The organism is Pantoea rwandensis (assembly GCF_002095475.1).
In the GTDB taxonomy this organism is placed as follows: domain Bacteria; phylum Pseudomonadota; class Gammaproteobacteria; order Enterobacterales; family Enterobacteriaceae; genus Pantoea; species Pantoea rwandensis.
The window spans coordinates 65,719-78,685 of sequence record NZ_MLFR01000022.1; the positions used below are offsets into that span (position 1 = coordinate 65,719).

Annotated in this window: 12 protein-coding genes and 1 pseudogene; 6 read left to right on the forward strand and 7 right to left on the reverse strand. The window is 53.5% G+C overall.

Features of this window, described 5'->3' with window-relative positions:
• Positions 1-136: 136 nt before the first annotated feature.
• From dinF to HA51_RS18765, 3 genes and pseudogenes are all read right to left on the reverse strand, one after another.
• A pseudogene (gene dinF, locus HA51_RS18755) lies at positions 137-1,458 on the reverse strand (MATE family efflux transporter DinF).
• Between the two features lie 131 nt (positions 1,459-1,589).
• Complete coding sequence (lexA, locus tag HA51_RS18760; protein ID WP_084936111.1) at positions 1,590-2,204, reverse strand: transcriptional repressor LexA; 615 nt, start codon at positions 2,202-2,204, stop codon at positions 1,590-1,592.
• A 105-nt stretch (positions 2,205-2,309) separates the two neighbouring features.
• The gene (locus HA51_RS18765; RefSeq protein ID WP_084936112.1) at positions 2,310-2,678 is read right to left on the reverse strand and encodes a diacylglycerol kinase; all 369 of its coding nucleotides are present in this window, start codon (positions 2,676-2,678) and stop codon (positions 2,310-2,312) included.
• A 127-nt stretch (positions 2,679-2,805) separates the two neighbouring features.
• Here HA51_RS18765 and plsB point away from each other — a divergent pair, with 127 nt between their 5' ends.
• Positions 2,806-5,229: a glycerol-3-phosphate 1-O-acyltransferase PlsB gene (plsB, locus tag HA51_RS18770; protein ID WP_084936113.1), complete on the forward strand. Its 2,424-nt coding sequence runs from the start codon at positions 2,806-2,808 to the stop codon at positions 5,227-5,229.
• A 70-nt stretch (positions 5,230-5,299) separates the two neighbouring features.
• On the opposite strand, the gene ubiA is transcribed toward plsB, so the two are convergent.
• The 4 genes from ubiA to HA51_RS18790 all read right to left on the reverse strand — a co-directional run bounded on the left by ubiA (position 5,300) and on the right by HA51_RS18790 (position 7,979).
• A complete protein-coding gene (ubiA, locus tag HA51_RS18775) occupies positions 5,300-6,166 on the reverse strand; it encodes a 4-hydroxybenzoate octaprenyltransferase (RefSeq protein WP_211282967.1) in 867 nt (288 codons plus the stop codon).
• A gap of 24 nt (positions 6,167-6,190) precedes the next feature.
• Positions 6,191-6,709, reverse strand: a complete 519-nt coding sequence (ubiC, locus tag HA51_RS18780; protein ID WP_084936115.1) for a chorismate lyase — start codon at positions 6,707-6,709, stop codon at positions 6,191-6,193.
• 92 nt (positions 6,710-6,801) lie between these two features.
• Positions 6,802-7,212, reverse strand: a complete 411-nt coding sequence (gene psiE / locus HA51_RS18785; RefSeq protein ID WP_084936116.1) for a phosphate-starvation-inducible protein PsiE — start codon at positions 7,210-7,212, stop codon at positions 6,802-6,804.
• 68 nt (positions 7,213-7,280) lie between these two features.
• On the reverse strand, positions 7,281-7,979 hold the full coding sequence (locus HA51_RS18790; RefSeq protein ID WP_084936117.1) for a UTRA domain-containing protein: 699 nt from the start codon (positions 7,977-7,979) through the stop codon (positions 7,281-7,283).
• A gap of 224 nt (positions 7,980-8,203) precedes the next feature.
• Here HA51_RS18790 and HA51_RS18795 point away from each other — a divergent pair, with 224 nt between their 5' ends.
• The 5 genes from HA51_RS18795 (at position 8,204) to HA51_RS18815 (ending at position 12,823) form a co-directional block, all read left to right on the forward strand.
• Complete coding sequence (locus HA51_RS18795; protein WP_084936118.1) at positions 8,204-9,265, forward strand: ABC transporter substrate-binding protein; 1,062 nt, start codon at positions 8,204-8,206, stop codon at positions 9,263-9,265.
• Positions 9,266-9,381: 116 nt separating this feature from the next.
• Complete coding sequence (locus HA51_RS18800; RefSeq protein ID WP_084936119.1) at positions 9,382-10,194, forward strand: alkaline phosphatase family protein; 813 nt, start codon at positions 9,382-9,384, stop codon at positions 10,192-10,194.
• Entirely contained in the window at positions 10,191-11,039 is an 849-nt protein-coding gene (locus tag HA51_RS18805) for an ABC transporter permease (RefSeq protein ID WP_084936120.1), read from the forward strand. The genes HA51_RS18800 and HA51_RS18805 overlap by 4 nt, the downstream gene beginning before the upstream one ends.
• A gap of 3 nt (positions 11,040-11,042) precedes the next feature.
• Positions 11,043-11,828, forward strand: a complete 786-nt coding sequence (locus HA51_RS18810) for an ABC transporter permease (RefSeq protein ID WP_084936121.1) — start codon at positions 11,043-11,045, stop codon at positions 11,826-11,828.
• A gap of 2 nt (positions 11,829-11,830) precedes the next feature.
• Positions 11,831-12,823 (forward strand): ABC transporter ATP-binding protein, encoded by a 993-nt coding sequence (locus HA51_RS18815; RefSeq protein WP_084936122.1) that lies wholly within the window; start codon positions 11,831-11,833, stop codon positions 12,821-12,823.
• Positions 12,824-12,967 lie beyond the last annotated feature (144 nt).

Consider the following 12,967-nt stretch of genomic DNA (forward strand, 5'->3'; position numbering starts at 1 on the left):
ATGTGATGAATCCCTAAAAAAGCAGGGAAACACCCACACAACGCGCTACTCATTTGCGCCGTTTGAGATAATTATAGTAGCCAGCAGACATTGCGCAAAAAAATACAGAATAATCTGTAGGTTACGCTTCGCTTATTCATGCGGAGAACCAACTGTCGCGCTGCCAGTGGCGACGCCAAACCCACCATAAGGTTATTCCACGCAGTGTGAGGAAGACCGTCACCGCCAGCCATAAGCCATGGTTGCCAAGCCATGGCAGCGTCAACAAAGCGAGACCATATCCGACTGCCGCCATCATCATGCTATTGCGCATTTCACGCCCGCGTGTTGCGCCGATGAACATGCCATCCAGCAAATAACACCACACACCCACCAGCGGCATAATCACCTGCCAGATTAAGTAGCGGTCAGCCATTTCTTTTAATGGCTCAATCGATGTCAGCAGAGCCACAATGTATGGACCCGTGAAGGCATAGATCACAGCAAACATCAGTGCGACTATGCCCGCTTGACGACAGGCTGCATGCCAGATCAGCAACAAACGACTGCGATCTTTTGCACCAACGGCTTCACCAGAGCAGGCCTCCACTGCATAGGCAAAGCCATCTAGCGCGTAAGCCGTAAAAGTCAGGAACATCAGCAGCACGGCGTTGACCGCCACCACATCTGGCCCAATACGCGCCCCCAACATGGTGAGAGAGGCAAAACAAATTTGCACCATCAAGGACCGCAACATAATGTCGCGATTTAGGCGAAAAAGCCGTGCCGCATCGCCACGCCAACTGTGCTTCAACAACGTAAAATGGATACCTCGCATTCTCAGCACGCGCGCAACCATCCACACCCCCACTCCGAGCGTGACATACTCTGCCAGCGCGGTCGCGCCAGCCGCTCCCGCCACGCCCCAGTGAAACTTCAGCACAAACAACAAATCGAGCAGGATATTCACCAGGTTACCGACAATCAGCAGCACCATGGGTGCACGTGCATATTGCACACCCAAGAGCCAACCCAGAATCACCAGATTAGCCAGCGTGGCGGGCGCACTTAACCAGCGTATTTCGATAAAGATCTGTGCCTGTTGTTGCACCTCTGGGCTCCCTCCCATCAGGGCTGCCGCAAGGCTACTGGCGGGTGTGCGTAACAACACAAACAACACACCGGCAACCAGTGCAATCAGCAAGGGCTGTGTTAACGCACGCGCCAGCGCAGTTTATCATTCGCGCCAAAGGCCTGCGCCGTTAAACCAGTCGTACTCATACGCAGGAATAACAGCAACATAAAGATGAAGCTGGTCGCCGTCGTGCCAACCGCAACCCCACCGAGATAAATTGGGCTATCAAGATGGCCGATGACGGCCGTGTCAACGACACCCAGCAAAGGGACCGTGATATTAGAAAGGATCATCGGCAGCGCCAGCCGCCACAGTGCTTTATCAGAAGAGGAAAACAGCCGCATCCGCCCGTTCCATGATTGCGAGGATCAGTCTGATTGCGCTCGGAGCAGCGTTAGAGACTGATGTGGATACTTAAAACAGTAGACTGCGGTCAGCCAAGGGACTCACCGCAGCGGGGGAATTCAAAAATCGATCAGAGCCACTCGCCGTTACGCACGATGCCAACAGCCAGCCCTTCTACAGTCAGCGACTGTTCGCGGGTATCCACGATAATCGGCTGGAAATCCGTGTTTTCTGGCAGAAGATGGACAATAGCCCCCTGTTTCTTCCAGCGCTTTACCGTCACTTCGTCATCGATGCGGGCGACAACGACTTGGCCGTTGCGCACTTCTTGGGTTTTATGCACGGCAAGCAGATCGCCATCCATAATCCCGATATCTTTCATCGACATTCCGCTGACACGTAACAAGAAATCCGCATTCGGTTTGAAGAGGTTGGCATCAACCTGGTAGTGGGCCTCGATGTGTTCCTGAGCAAGCAGCGGTTCCCCGGCGGCAACGCGGCCAATCAACGGTAAGCCTTCACTGACTTCTTCTTCCATCAGCAGGCGAATCCCGCGAGAAGCGCCTGAAACAATTTCAATAACGCCTTTACGCGCCAGTGCTTTCAGGTGTTCTTCAGCAGCATTGGGCGAGCGAAATCCCAGTTGTGCGGCAATTTCAGCACGCGTTGGCGGCATGCCCGTCTGGTTTATGTGGTCGCGAATCAGGTCATATACCTGCTGCTGCCTTGCTGTTAACGCTTTCATCCCGCCCCCTGGTTGTTTATACAGTCGCTGTGAGTATATACAGGTATTGGCGAAATGAAAACCGAAAGTGAGGGAAATATCAGCGGTTTGAAGTTTGTGGAAGACCTATCGCAAATGCGACCAGAGCAGTGAGATCCAGACAAAAATCGCCAGTAGAATGGTCAGCAACACGGCCGCTGAGCCCATATCTTTCGCACGCCCCGCGAGCGGATGCCGTTCCTGACCGATGCGATCCACGACCGCTTCGATAGCACTATTAAGGATTTCAACAATGATGACCAACACCACTGCACCAATCATCAGTACGCGGGAAATGGCATCCACATCTAGCCAGCAAGCCACAATAATCGCCACGATGGCTGCAATCGCTTCCTGCCGGAATGCGGCTTCGTGCTGCCAGGCCGCACGCAACCCCTGCCAAGAATAACCGGCTGCGTTTATAATTCTTTGAAAACCAGTGACGTTATTTGCCATGCTAGTGGAACCCTTGATGTGTTTTGACGTCAATGTCTGGGCAGCCTGAAGTCGTGTCACCACAGATCTTCGCTGCACTTTCTGGTATGCTTGCCGCGCTTTGCTAACAAGAGGCTTTAAGTTGTCTATGTCAGGTTGGCGTAAACTCTATTACAAATTATTGAATTTACCACTCTCTATTTTGGTAAAAAGTAAGGTCATTCCGACCGATCCCATCTCAGAACATGGGATCGATCCAACACGTCCAGTGATGTATGTTTTGCCTTATGATTCAAAGGCCGACTTGCTCACATTGCGGGCGCAATGTTTGAATCATGACCTGCCCGATCCCCTGGCTCCATTGGAGATAGATGGCACTCTGCTGCCGCGTCACGTGTTTATTCACGATGGCCCGCGCGTGTTCCCCTATTTCGTGGCGAATCCAGAGTCCGTGAAGCTCTTTCACGACTATCTCGATCTGCACCGCAGTAATCCTGATCTTGACGTCCAAATGCTGCCGGTTTCGGTCATGTTTGGACGCGCGCCGGGCCGTGAAATTCAGGGTGAAGATACTCCCCACCTGCGCATTCTGAATGGGGTGCAGAAGTTCTTCGCCATTCTGTGGCATGGCCGGGATAGCTTCGTACGCTTCTCACCGACCGTTTCACTGCGTCAGATGGCCACAGAACACGGTACTGACAAGTCGATTGCACAGAAACTGGCACGTGTGGCGCGTATCCACTTCGCCCGTCAACGTTTGGCTGCCGTCGGTCCGCGCCTGCCAGCGCGTCAGGATCTGTTCAACAAACTGCTGCAATCTAAAGCGATTGAAAAAGCGGTAGAAGATGAAGCGCGCAGTAAAAAGATTTCGCATGAGAAAGCCCAGCAGAACGCCGTCGAGATGATGGAAGAAGTCGCGGCTGATTTCTCATACGAAGCGATTCGCGTCACCGACCGCGTGATGGGCTGGCTGTGGAGCCGTCTCTATCAGGGCATCAACGTTAACGGCGGCGAACGTGTTCGTCAGCTGGCGCAAGATGGCCATGAGATTGTCTATGTACCCTGCCACCGCAGCCACATGGACTATCTGCTGCTCTCTTATGTGCTCTATCATCAGGGCTTGGTGCCGCCGCATATTGCTGCCGGTATTAACCTGAATTTCTGGCCGGCGGGTCCGATTTTCCGCCGTCTGGGTGCCTTCTTTATCCGTCGTACCTTCAAGGGTAATAAGCTCTATTCCACGGTATTCCGTGAATATCTGGGTGAGCTGTTCAGCCGAGGCTATTCGGTAGAATATTTTGTTGAAGGTGGACGCTCGCGCACTGGTCGCTTGCTGGATCCCAAAACCGGCACCTTGTCGATGACGCTGCAGGCCATGCTGCGTGGTGGCAGCCGCCCTATTACCTTCGTACCTATATACATCGGTTATGAACACGTGATGGAGGTCGGTACTTACGCTAAAGAACTGCGTGGGGCAGCCAAGGAAAAAGAGAGCTTCCTGCAAATGGTGCGCGGCCTGCGTAAGCTACGCAATCTTGGCCAAGGCTATGTCAACTTCGGCGAACCTTTGCCGTTGATGAACTATCTGAACAAGAACGTTCCAGAGTGGCGTGATGCGATAGACCCTATCGAGCCACAGCGTCCGGCATGGATGACGCCAACGGTGAATGATATTGCGGCGCGTTTGATGGTGCGCATTAACGAAGCCGGTGCGGCCAATGGCATGAATCTGTGTGTCACTGCATTGTTGGCATCACGTCAGCGCTCGCTAACCCGCGAACAGTTGATTGAGCAGCTTGAGTGTTACACCCAACTGCTGCGTAACGTGCCATATTCGCCGGAAGCGACCGTACCGGACATGAGCGCCGAAGCGTTGCTTGATCACGCCATGGGCATGAACAAGTTTGAAACTGAGAAAGACAGTATTGGCGATATCATTATTCTGCCGCGCGAGCAGGCAGTGTTGATGACCTACTATCGCAACAACATTCATCACATGTTGGTAATGCCGTCGCTGATCGCCGCCATTGTGCAGCAGCATCGTGAAATCAGTGAAGCGGAACTGCTGCGTCAGGTAAGCCTTGTTTATCCCATGCTGAAGAGTGAGTTGTTCCTGCGTTGGGACACCTCAGAACTCCCTGCGTTGTTGAATGCAATGTGCACAGAAATGGCGCGACAGGGTCTGATTACCTTGCAGGAAGGTCAGTTACGCATGAATCCGGCACGTCACCGCTCATTGCAGCTGCTGGCGGCCGGCATTCGCGAAACGTTGCAGCGTTTTGCTATCACCTTTGCCATTCTGAGTGCTAAGCCGACAATCAATCGCGGCACGCTGGAGAAAGAGAGCCGTACTCTGGCTCAACGTCTGTCAGTGCTGCACGGCATTAATGCACCGGAGTTCTTCGATAAAGCTGTGTTCACGACCTTAGTCCTGTCGCTGCGTGACGAAGGCTACATCAGCGATTCCGGTGATGCTGACGCAGAGCGGACTCATATCATGTGGCAGATGCTGGCGGACCTCATCACCAGCGACGTTCGTCTGACCATTGAAAGCGCGGTTGCCCACGAGTAATTCTCTTGGTTAATACGCAAAAAGGGGCGACCAAAATAATGGTCGCCCCTTTTTTATTGCTGAAAGCAGCTTAGAACAGATCAATAAACGGCTGGGTATTCAGTAGAACACCGATAAACAGCACCAAGCCAACATAGTTGTTATTCAAAAACGCCTGGAAGCAGGGATCACGCTCGCGCTGAGCAATCAGCTTTTGCTGATGCACGAACAAGCCACCCGCTAATAACAACGACCAGTAAAATGCGCCATTCAGATTGAGCATCATCCCCACCAGCGCCATGAGACCAAGCGTAGCCAGTTGCAACAAGCCAATGATCAGCTTGTCGTAACGACCAAATAGAATCGCCGTAGATTTCACGCCAATTTTCAGGTCATCATCTCGGTCCACCATCGCATATTGCGTATCGTAGGCCACTGTCCAACAGATATTCGCCAGGAACACCAGCCAACAAACAAAGGGTAAGGACTCACTCACTGCTGCCCATCCCATTGGGATAGCCCAGCCGAACGCCGCACCCAATACCACTTGCGGTAAATGGGTAAAGCGTTTCATAAACGGATAGACCCAGGCTAATGCTAGCCCACCAAACGAGAGCAGAATCGTCATACGGTTCATGGTCAGCACCAGTGCAAATGCCACCAGTCCCAGCACCACGAACAAAATTTTGGCCTCTTTTTCGCTTACGGCGCCACTCGCCAAGGGACGTGAGGCGGTGCGCTTCACGTGCCCATCGACTTTGCGATCGGCATAGTCGTTGATCACACAACCCGCTGCACGCATCACGTACACACCGAGTACAAACACCACCAGCACTGATAGAGGCGGTACGGCCATGCCCGACAGCCACAGTGCCCACATGGTCGGCCACAGCAGTAAGAGCGTGCCGATCGGCTTATCAATTCGCATCAGGCGGCGATAAGCCTGCCATTTGGTCATGGTTAAGGTCTTTTCCACAATCCTTTATCCTTGCTCCAGCGCACGATACAACGGCGACGCGGGTAGAAACAGTTCAGTTAACATCAGCGGTTTATCTGACAAACGCAGGCGAGAACGACGTCCCCATAAGTTATCCACTTGGCCGGGATCAATAAAATCACGGCTGAGCGTTGAGGATGCAAACAGATAACGTCCTAGCGGGCGCGTCCCCAGATTTTGCAGCATCAGTTCAGGGCCATTCAGCGTGCTTTCTGGCACCACTGTGCGTCCAATTAACCAGGGTTCGCCATCGCCGCATAGCACGATCTCGCGCAGCCAAAACCGGTCATCGGCAGGCAGGAATTCGGCTTCTTGTGCCATCTCCTCGGCACCAATAAAGCTTTCGCGGATGAGCTCAACCGTCACCTTCTGGCAATGCTGTTCAAAGCGACGCGTCATGGAATCTTCTTCCAGTAACCAGTTAAGCAATGGAGGCGAAAGATTAGGGGAAGTGGCTGGCAGCCAGTGCAGTGCGCGCAACTGGCGCAGCGCTTGATGCGACATCAGGACATCTCCGGAAAAAAAGTTGCCCTAGTTTAACGCAGAGAAACGGACGTGGCACTGTTGGTTGTGCCACGTGAGAGAAAGAAGATTTATTACTCGCGTTTCAATCGGTTGCTGTTTGCCAGCCACAAGGTGATCACCAAAATCAAGATCGCTGCCGAGTAGTAAAGGGTGTCGAACGGATTTTTATGGTCAACGATGATCAAACGAATGATCGCGGTAATGCCGATGTAGATGAAATAGCGCAGTGGGAAGTGATAGCCCGACTGGAAGTATTTCACGATTAGCGCGATAAACTCGAAATAGAGAAAATAGATAACGATGCCTTCAATCAGCAGATAAGAGGAGGCCTGCTCACCGGTGCTGAAGAGCACGTTGGCTAAATGGATGGTCTCTTTTCCAAGAAACACCACCAGGATGACGGCCAGAGTGACCAGGCCAATATTTAGAACCCACTGCAATACCGAAGCGATTAGCTGCCCCGGCGCTGATTTTGTTGTCATTTTTGCGCCTTAACATACGAGAATTCACTGGCGCTATCATGCTGTAGCGTGATCAAAATCACAATACACTACACATCAACATCCACGCAGAGCGCGTCATAGCGCCAGTATTCACAATCGCAGTCAATGACCCGTCCCTGAAGGTCGCGATTGATGCGGGTGATCAGCAGCCCAGGCGTACCGCTGGCAACGTTAAGCATTGGTGCGGCACGTGCAGGCAGCGGCCCCGGTAAAATAGTAAAACGCGCGCCGCCGTAGCGAATGCCGTAACGCTGATCATAGAGATCGGTTAGCGAGCGTGTCAGGTCTTCCCCAAGTAAGCCGGGGAAAAATGCCGGATTGAGGTAGTGCTCGACATACAGCACCGCGCGGCCATCAATGCGGCGCAGACGGCGAATGCGGTACACCCTATCCCCTTCCAGTAGAGCCAGATGGCGGGCAATGGCCAGTTGCGCTGGCACTTCACGCGCCTCAATCACTTCTGTCGTGGCAATACGGCCCTGTTCTGCCGCCATCGCATGAAAGTGGCTGTGATGGGCTGGGTTGTATATCAGTCGCGGCGGCGCGAGAAACCAGCCTCGCCGAAGTTCACGATAGATGATGCCCTGTGCTTCCAGCAAACCCAGCGCCTCGCGCAGCGTAATGCGCGTGGTGGAATAGTGTTCACTTAAGCTGCGTTCAGCTGGCAAGCGCCCGCTGGCGAACTCACCGTTTTCGATGCGTTCGCACAGAGCTGCGGCAATCACATCCGCCGTTTTCGACGACATTTCTTTAGCCTCATTTTGGGGCAAATCTGCACTATGACAGTTCAATGACTACAATATGACAGGCATATCCCACGCTTTCGCGCGTTGTATCCGCATGTGGAGCTGCGCGTCACGCCACATTTCACCACCATGGTCATAAAACCTTCATCTACACGGGCTACATTGGCTCGGTTCTTGCTGGACTAGACCAAGACGTCCCACAACTTACACCCGGAGCAACCGAGATGAAAGCGTTTATCTCCTCTGTAGTAGCCAGTGCCGTACTGCTTGCGCTGCCCGCCGCGCACGCCGCCGATAACGACCTTGCCGCGCTGGAAAAAGCCGCGCGTGCCGAGGGCCAAGTCAACAGCGTCGGTATGCCAGACAGCTGGGCGAACTGGAAAGACACATGGAATGACATCAGCAGCAAATATGGCCTGAAGCACAGCGATACCGATATGTCATCGGCGCAGGAGCTGGCTAAATTTGATGCAGAGAAAGAGAACGCCAGCGCGGATATCGGTGATGTGGGCGCAGCTTTTGGCCCTATCGCGGTCACCAAAGGTGTGGCACAGCCGTATAAACCGACCCATTGGGATCAAATCCCAAGCTGGGCGAAAGATAAAGAGGGTAACTGGATGCTGGCCTATACCGGCACCATCGCCTTCCTGATCGACAAACAGCAGGTAAAAGATGCACCGCACAGCTGGGCCGATCTGAAAAAAGGTAAGTATGTGGTCACTATCGGTGACGTCGGTGTCGCAGCTCAGGCGGCTAACGGCGTACTGGCCGCTAACTACGCCATGGGCGGTGATGAGAAGAACCTGAAACCGGCATTGAGCTTCTTTGGTGAGCTGGCGAAAGAAGGCCGTCTCGGTGTGACCGATCCGGTGATTGCCAACATCGAGAAAGGTGAGATTCAGGTTGCCGTAGTGTGGGATTTCAACGGTCTGAACTACCGCGACCAGATTGATAAGAACCGCTATGAAGTGGTGATCCCGTCAGATGGCTCAGTGATTTCTGGTTATAGCACCATCATCAACAAATATGCCAAGCATCCTAACGCCGCCAAACTGGCGCGTGAATACATCTTCTCTGATGCTGGCCAAATTAACCTGGCCAAAGGCTATGCGCGCCCGATTCGTGCAGAACATATCACTCTGCCAGCCGATGTGCAGGCCAAGCTGCTGCCGCAGTCTGAATACAAAAATGCACGCCCAATCAAAGATCAGGCCGCATGGGATAAGACATCAAAAATGCTGCCGCGTCTGTGGCAAGAGAACGTAATCATCAATATGAAGCAGTAATGTTCTGTGGGGTCTCCTTTTATGCGCGCTAGCTTGAACGGTCGCCATAAATGGCGACCCTACGTAAGATTTATTTCGTAGGGTGCGCATTTATGCGCACCTGGAAAGGAACAGGAATGAAAACAATCCTGGTGGTACTCGATGGGTTGAGCAATCAGGTGGCGCAGCATGCAATGGGCTACTTGTTTGCCGAATGCAAACAGGGTAACGGCCAATATTACACGCTGACCTGCGAACTGCCTTCGCTGTCGCGTCCGTTGTATGAGTGTATTTTGACCGGTATTCCACCGGTGCAGAGCGGCATTATTCATAACGGCGTCAATCGATTAAGCAATCAGCGCAGCATCTTCCATTACGCCCGTGCAGCCGGTTTAACCACTGCCGCCGCGGCTTACAACTGGGTGAGCGAGCTTTATAACCAATCACCGTTCAACCCCGCCCGTGACCGCCACACCGTCGCGCCCGATTTGCCGATTCAATATGGCCATTTTTACTGGGATGACAGCTATCCGGATTCACACCTGTTTGAAGATGCCGAGAGCCTGCGTCTGAACCACGATCCGGACTTTTTGCTGATTCATCCCATGAATATTGACGATGCCGGACATAAACACAGTTTGTCGTCGCCGCAATACCGCAACCGCGCACGTATGGCCGATGGTTACTTGTCGCAGTGGATGCCCGCCTGGCTCGCTGCCGGTTATCAGGTGATTGTCACCGCCGATCACGGCATGAATGATGACCGCTCCCACGGCGGTATCTTGCCGGAAGAGACGCAGGTCCCGCTGTTTGTGTTTGGTGCAGGTTTCTCGCGCCAGCCCGATCTCGAACCGCAGCAAACTGAACTCTGTGGCACTGTTTGTACGCTGCTTGGCGTTGAACACGATAAATCGGTCTGTCGCGGATTATTGGCGGAGCCAAATGCATGAAGGGCAAAACGCTCGCCACCCTGTTATTGCTACCCTTTACGGTTTTCTGGATTGCCTTCCAACTCGCACCGCTGCTGTGGATTGCCATCAACAGCTTCTGGAGCGACATGAATGAACGCTGGGGCATCGATAACTACACCGATATCCTCACCTCACCGTTTTATCTACAGGCCTTCCGCCTGTCACTGGATATCTCAATTTGGTCGAGCATTTATGGTCTGCTGATTTCGTTGATTGCCGGCTATTCGCTGCATCAAATGGGCAGCGGTCGTTTTCAGCGCTTCCTGATGTCGTTCACTAATATGACCAGCAACTTCGCCGGCGTTCCGCTGGCTTTTGCCTTTGTGATCCTGTTGGGGATGAACGGCTGCCTGACGCTGCTGCTGCGTCATTACGGCATGATGGAAGGCTTTAAGTTGTTCTCACGTGACGGCATGGTGCTGGTTTACACCTGGTTCCAAATTCCGCTCGGCATTCTGCTGCTCTATCCGGCGTTTGATGGATTGCGCAAAGATTGGGAAGAGTCGGCTGCACTGCTCGGTGCCAGCCGCTGGCGTTACTGGTGGCACATCGGTTTACCGATTCTGTTCCCGGCGCTGCTGGGCACCTTCGTGATTCTGCTGGCCAATGCCTTGGGCGCTTACGCCACCATTTATGCCCTCACCACTGGCAACTTTAACGTCGTACCCGTACGTATTGCCGCGCTGGTATCCGGCGATATCTCGCTCGATCCCAATACCGGTGGTGCATTGGCGATGTTGCTGGTGCTGATCATGGCGCTGATTACTGTGGTGCAGCAGTATCTGGTGCGCCGCAGCTATCTCAACGCGAAATCGCAGGAGTAGAACGTGTCTCGCGCGGAAAAAATTTATCATCGCCTGATTATCTGGCTACTGCTGATTATCCTCGCCGCGCCGCTGCTGGCGACGCTGCTGTATGGCATCTCCACTGACTGGAGCGACACTATTCTGCCGCGGGGCTTTACCTTGAAGTGGCTGATTGAATTGTGGAGCGATCCTCGTTTCCTGTCGGCGCTGGGCCATTCGTTGCTAATTTGCTTTGGCGCGCTGGCATTCTCGCTAGTGCTGGTGCTGCCTGCGATGTTTGTGATCGCTTACTATTATCCAAAGCTAGACGCCGTGATGAACGTGCTGATTCTGATGCCGTTTGCCGTACCGCCAGTGGTATCGTCGGTCGGCCTGTTGCAACTTTACTCGTCATCACCGCTGATGCTAACCGGCACGCCGTGGATACTGATCGGTTGCTACTTCACCATCGCCCTGCCGTTTATCTATCGCGCGATTGCCAACAACATGCAGGCGATCAACCTGAAAGAGCTGATAGACGCCTCGCATCTGCTCGGTGCCAGCACCTGGCAGGCAGCGCTGTTTGTGGTGCTACCTAACTTGCGTAAAGGGGTGTTCATTGCCGTGCTGCTCTCCTTCTCGTTCCTGATAGGTGAGTTTGTGTTTGCTAACCTGCTGGTCGGCACCCGCTATGAAACCTTGCAGGTGTATCTCTACAATATGCGCAATGGCAGCGGCCACTTCACCAGTGCGCTGGTGATCTCCTACTTTGCTGTCGTCCTGCTGGTTACCTGGCTGGCGAATGCCCTCAATCCTGAACGAGGCTGACCATGAGTTACCTGAACGTCACCCAGCTGAATAAAAGCTACGGCCCGACCAACATCTTTGAAAATATCGATTTCAGCGCCGATGAAGGGGAGTTCGTCACCCTGCTCGGCCCGAGCGGCTGCGGTAAATCCACCTTGCTGCGCTGCATTGCTGGATTGACCGATGTCGACAGTGGCAAAATTCTGCTGCAGGGCCAGGATATCGTGCCGCTGCCGCCGCAGAAGCGCACCATTGGCATGGTGTTCCAAAGCTACGCGCTATTCCCCAACATGACGGTTGAGAAGAACGTGGCGTTTGGCCTGAAAATGCAAAAACTGCCGAGCGGTGATATTCAGAAACGTGTGATGGAAGCACTGGCGCTGGTTGAACTCACTGATTTTGCCCGCCGTTACCCGCATCAACTTTCTGGCGGCCAGTGCCAACGTGTGGCGCTGGCACGATCGTTGGTGACGCGTCCACGCCTGCTGTTGCTGGATGAACCGCTATCCGCATTGGATGCACGCATTCGTCGCCACCTGCGCGAGCAAATCCGCAATATTCAGCAAGAGTTGAAGCTCACCACCATTTTCGTGACCCACGATCAGGAAGAGGCGCTGACGCTCTCAGACCGTATCGTGCTGATGAATCGCGGTAAGATCGTGCAAAACGGTAACGCTGAAGCCTTGTATACCCAGCCAGTCGATCTGTTCGCCGCCGGATTTATCGGTAACTATAATTTGCTGAGCGCCGAGCAGGCGACGCAACTTACGGGCCAAACCTTTAGCGGCCAAGTGGCGATTCGTCCTGAATCGATCCGCCTGAGTGCGCCGCAGGATGGCATCCCGGCCACTATCCTCAGCCACAGCCTGCTCGGAAACGTGATTCGCTATCGTGTACTGGCCAATAGTGTTGAGCTGTCGGTGGATGTATTGAACAGAAGCGTAGCGGATTTGCACCCTAACGGTATGCAAATTGGTCTACAGTTAGAGATGTCGACGTTGCGCCAGGTCGCTTAAATTTAAAGAGAAATTGGCAACGCAACGCGGCAGCATCCCGTTCCAATGCAGCCCTGTTGTCGTTGTTGAGGTGGCCCTCGGGCCATCCAATGGGCGCCCCCAAGCGCCCTCATCATTCGGCTGACAGTGGGTACGATTAAGTCC

Bases quoted from the DNA above. Each gene is read 5' to 3' on its own strand.
- psiE (WP_084936116.1), bottom strand. From the start codon at position 7,212: ATGACAACAAAATCAGCGCCGGGGCAGCTAATCGCTTCGGTATTGCAG.
- lexA (WP_084936111.1), bottom strand. From the start codon at position 2,204: ATGAAAGCGTTAACAGCAAGGCAGCAGCAGGTATATGACCTGATTCGC.
- HA51_RS18805 (WP_084936120.1), top strand. From the start codon at position 10,191: ATGAAGGGCAAAACGCTCGCCACCCTGTTATTGCTACCCTTTACGGTT.
- HA51_RS18765 (WP_084936112.1), bottom strand. From the start codon at position 2,678: ATGGCAAATAACGTCACTGGTTTTCAAAGAATTATAAACGCAGCCGGT.
- ubiC (WP_084936115.1), bottom strand. From the start codon at position 6,709: ATGTCGCATCAAGCGCTGCGCCAGTTGCGCGCACTGCACTGGCTGCCA.
- plsB (WP_084936113.1), top strand. From the start codon at position 2,806: ATGTCAGGTTGGCGTAAACTCTATTACAAATTATTGAATTTACCACTC.
- HA51_RS18815 (WP_084936122.1), top strand. From the start codon at position 11,831: ATGAGTTACCTGAACGTCACCCAGCTGAATAAAAGCTACGGCCCGACC.
- HA51_RS18800 (WP_084936119.1), top strand. From the start codon at position 9,382: ATGAAAACAATCCTGGTGGTACTCGATGGGTTGAGCAATCAGGTGGCG.
- HA51_RS18790 (WP_084936117.1), bottom strand. From the start codon at position 7,979: ATGTCGTCGAAAACGGCGGATGTGATTGCCGCAGCTCTGTGCGAACGC.
- ubiA (WP_211282967.1), bottom strand. From the start codon at position 6,166: ATGACCAAATGGCAGGCTTATCGCCGCCTGATGCGAATTGATAAGCCG.
- HA51_RS18795 (WP_084936118.1), top strand. From the start codon at position 8,204: ATGAAAGCGTTTATCTCCTCTGTAGTAGCCAGTGCCGTACTGCTTGCG.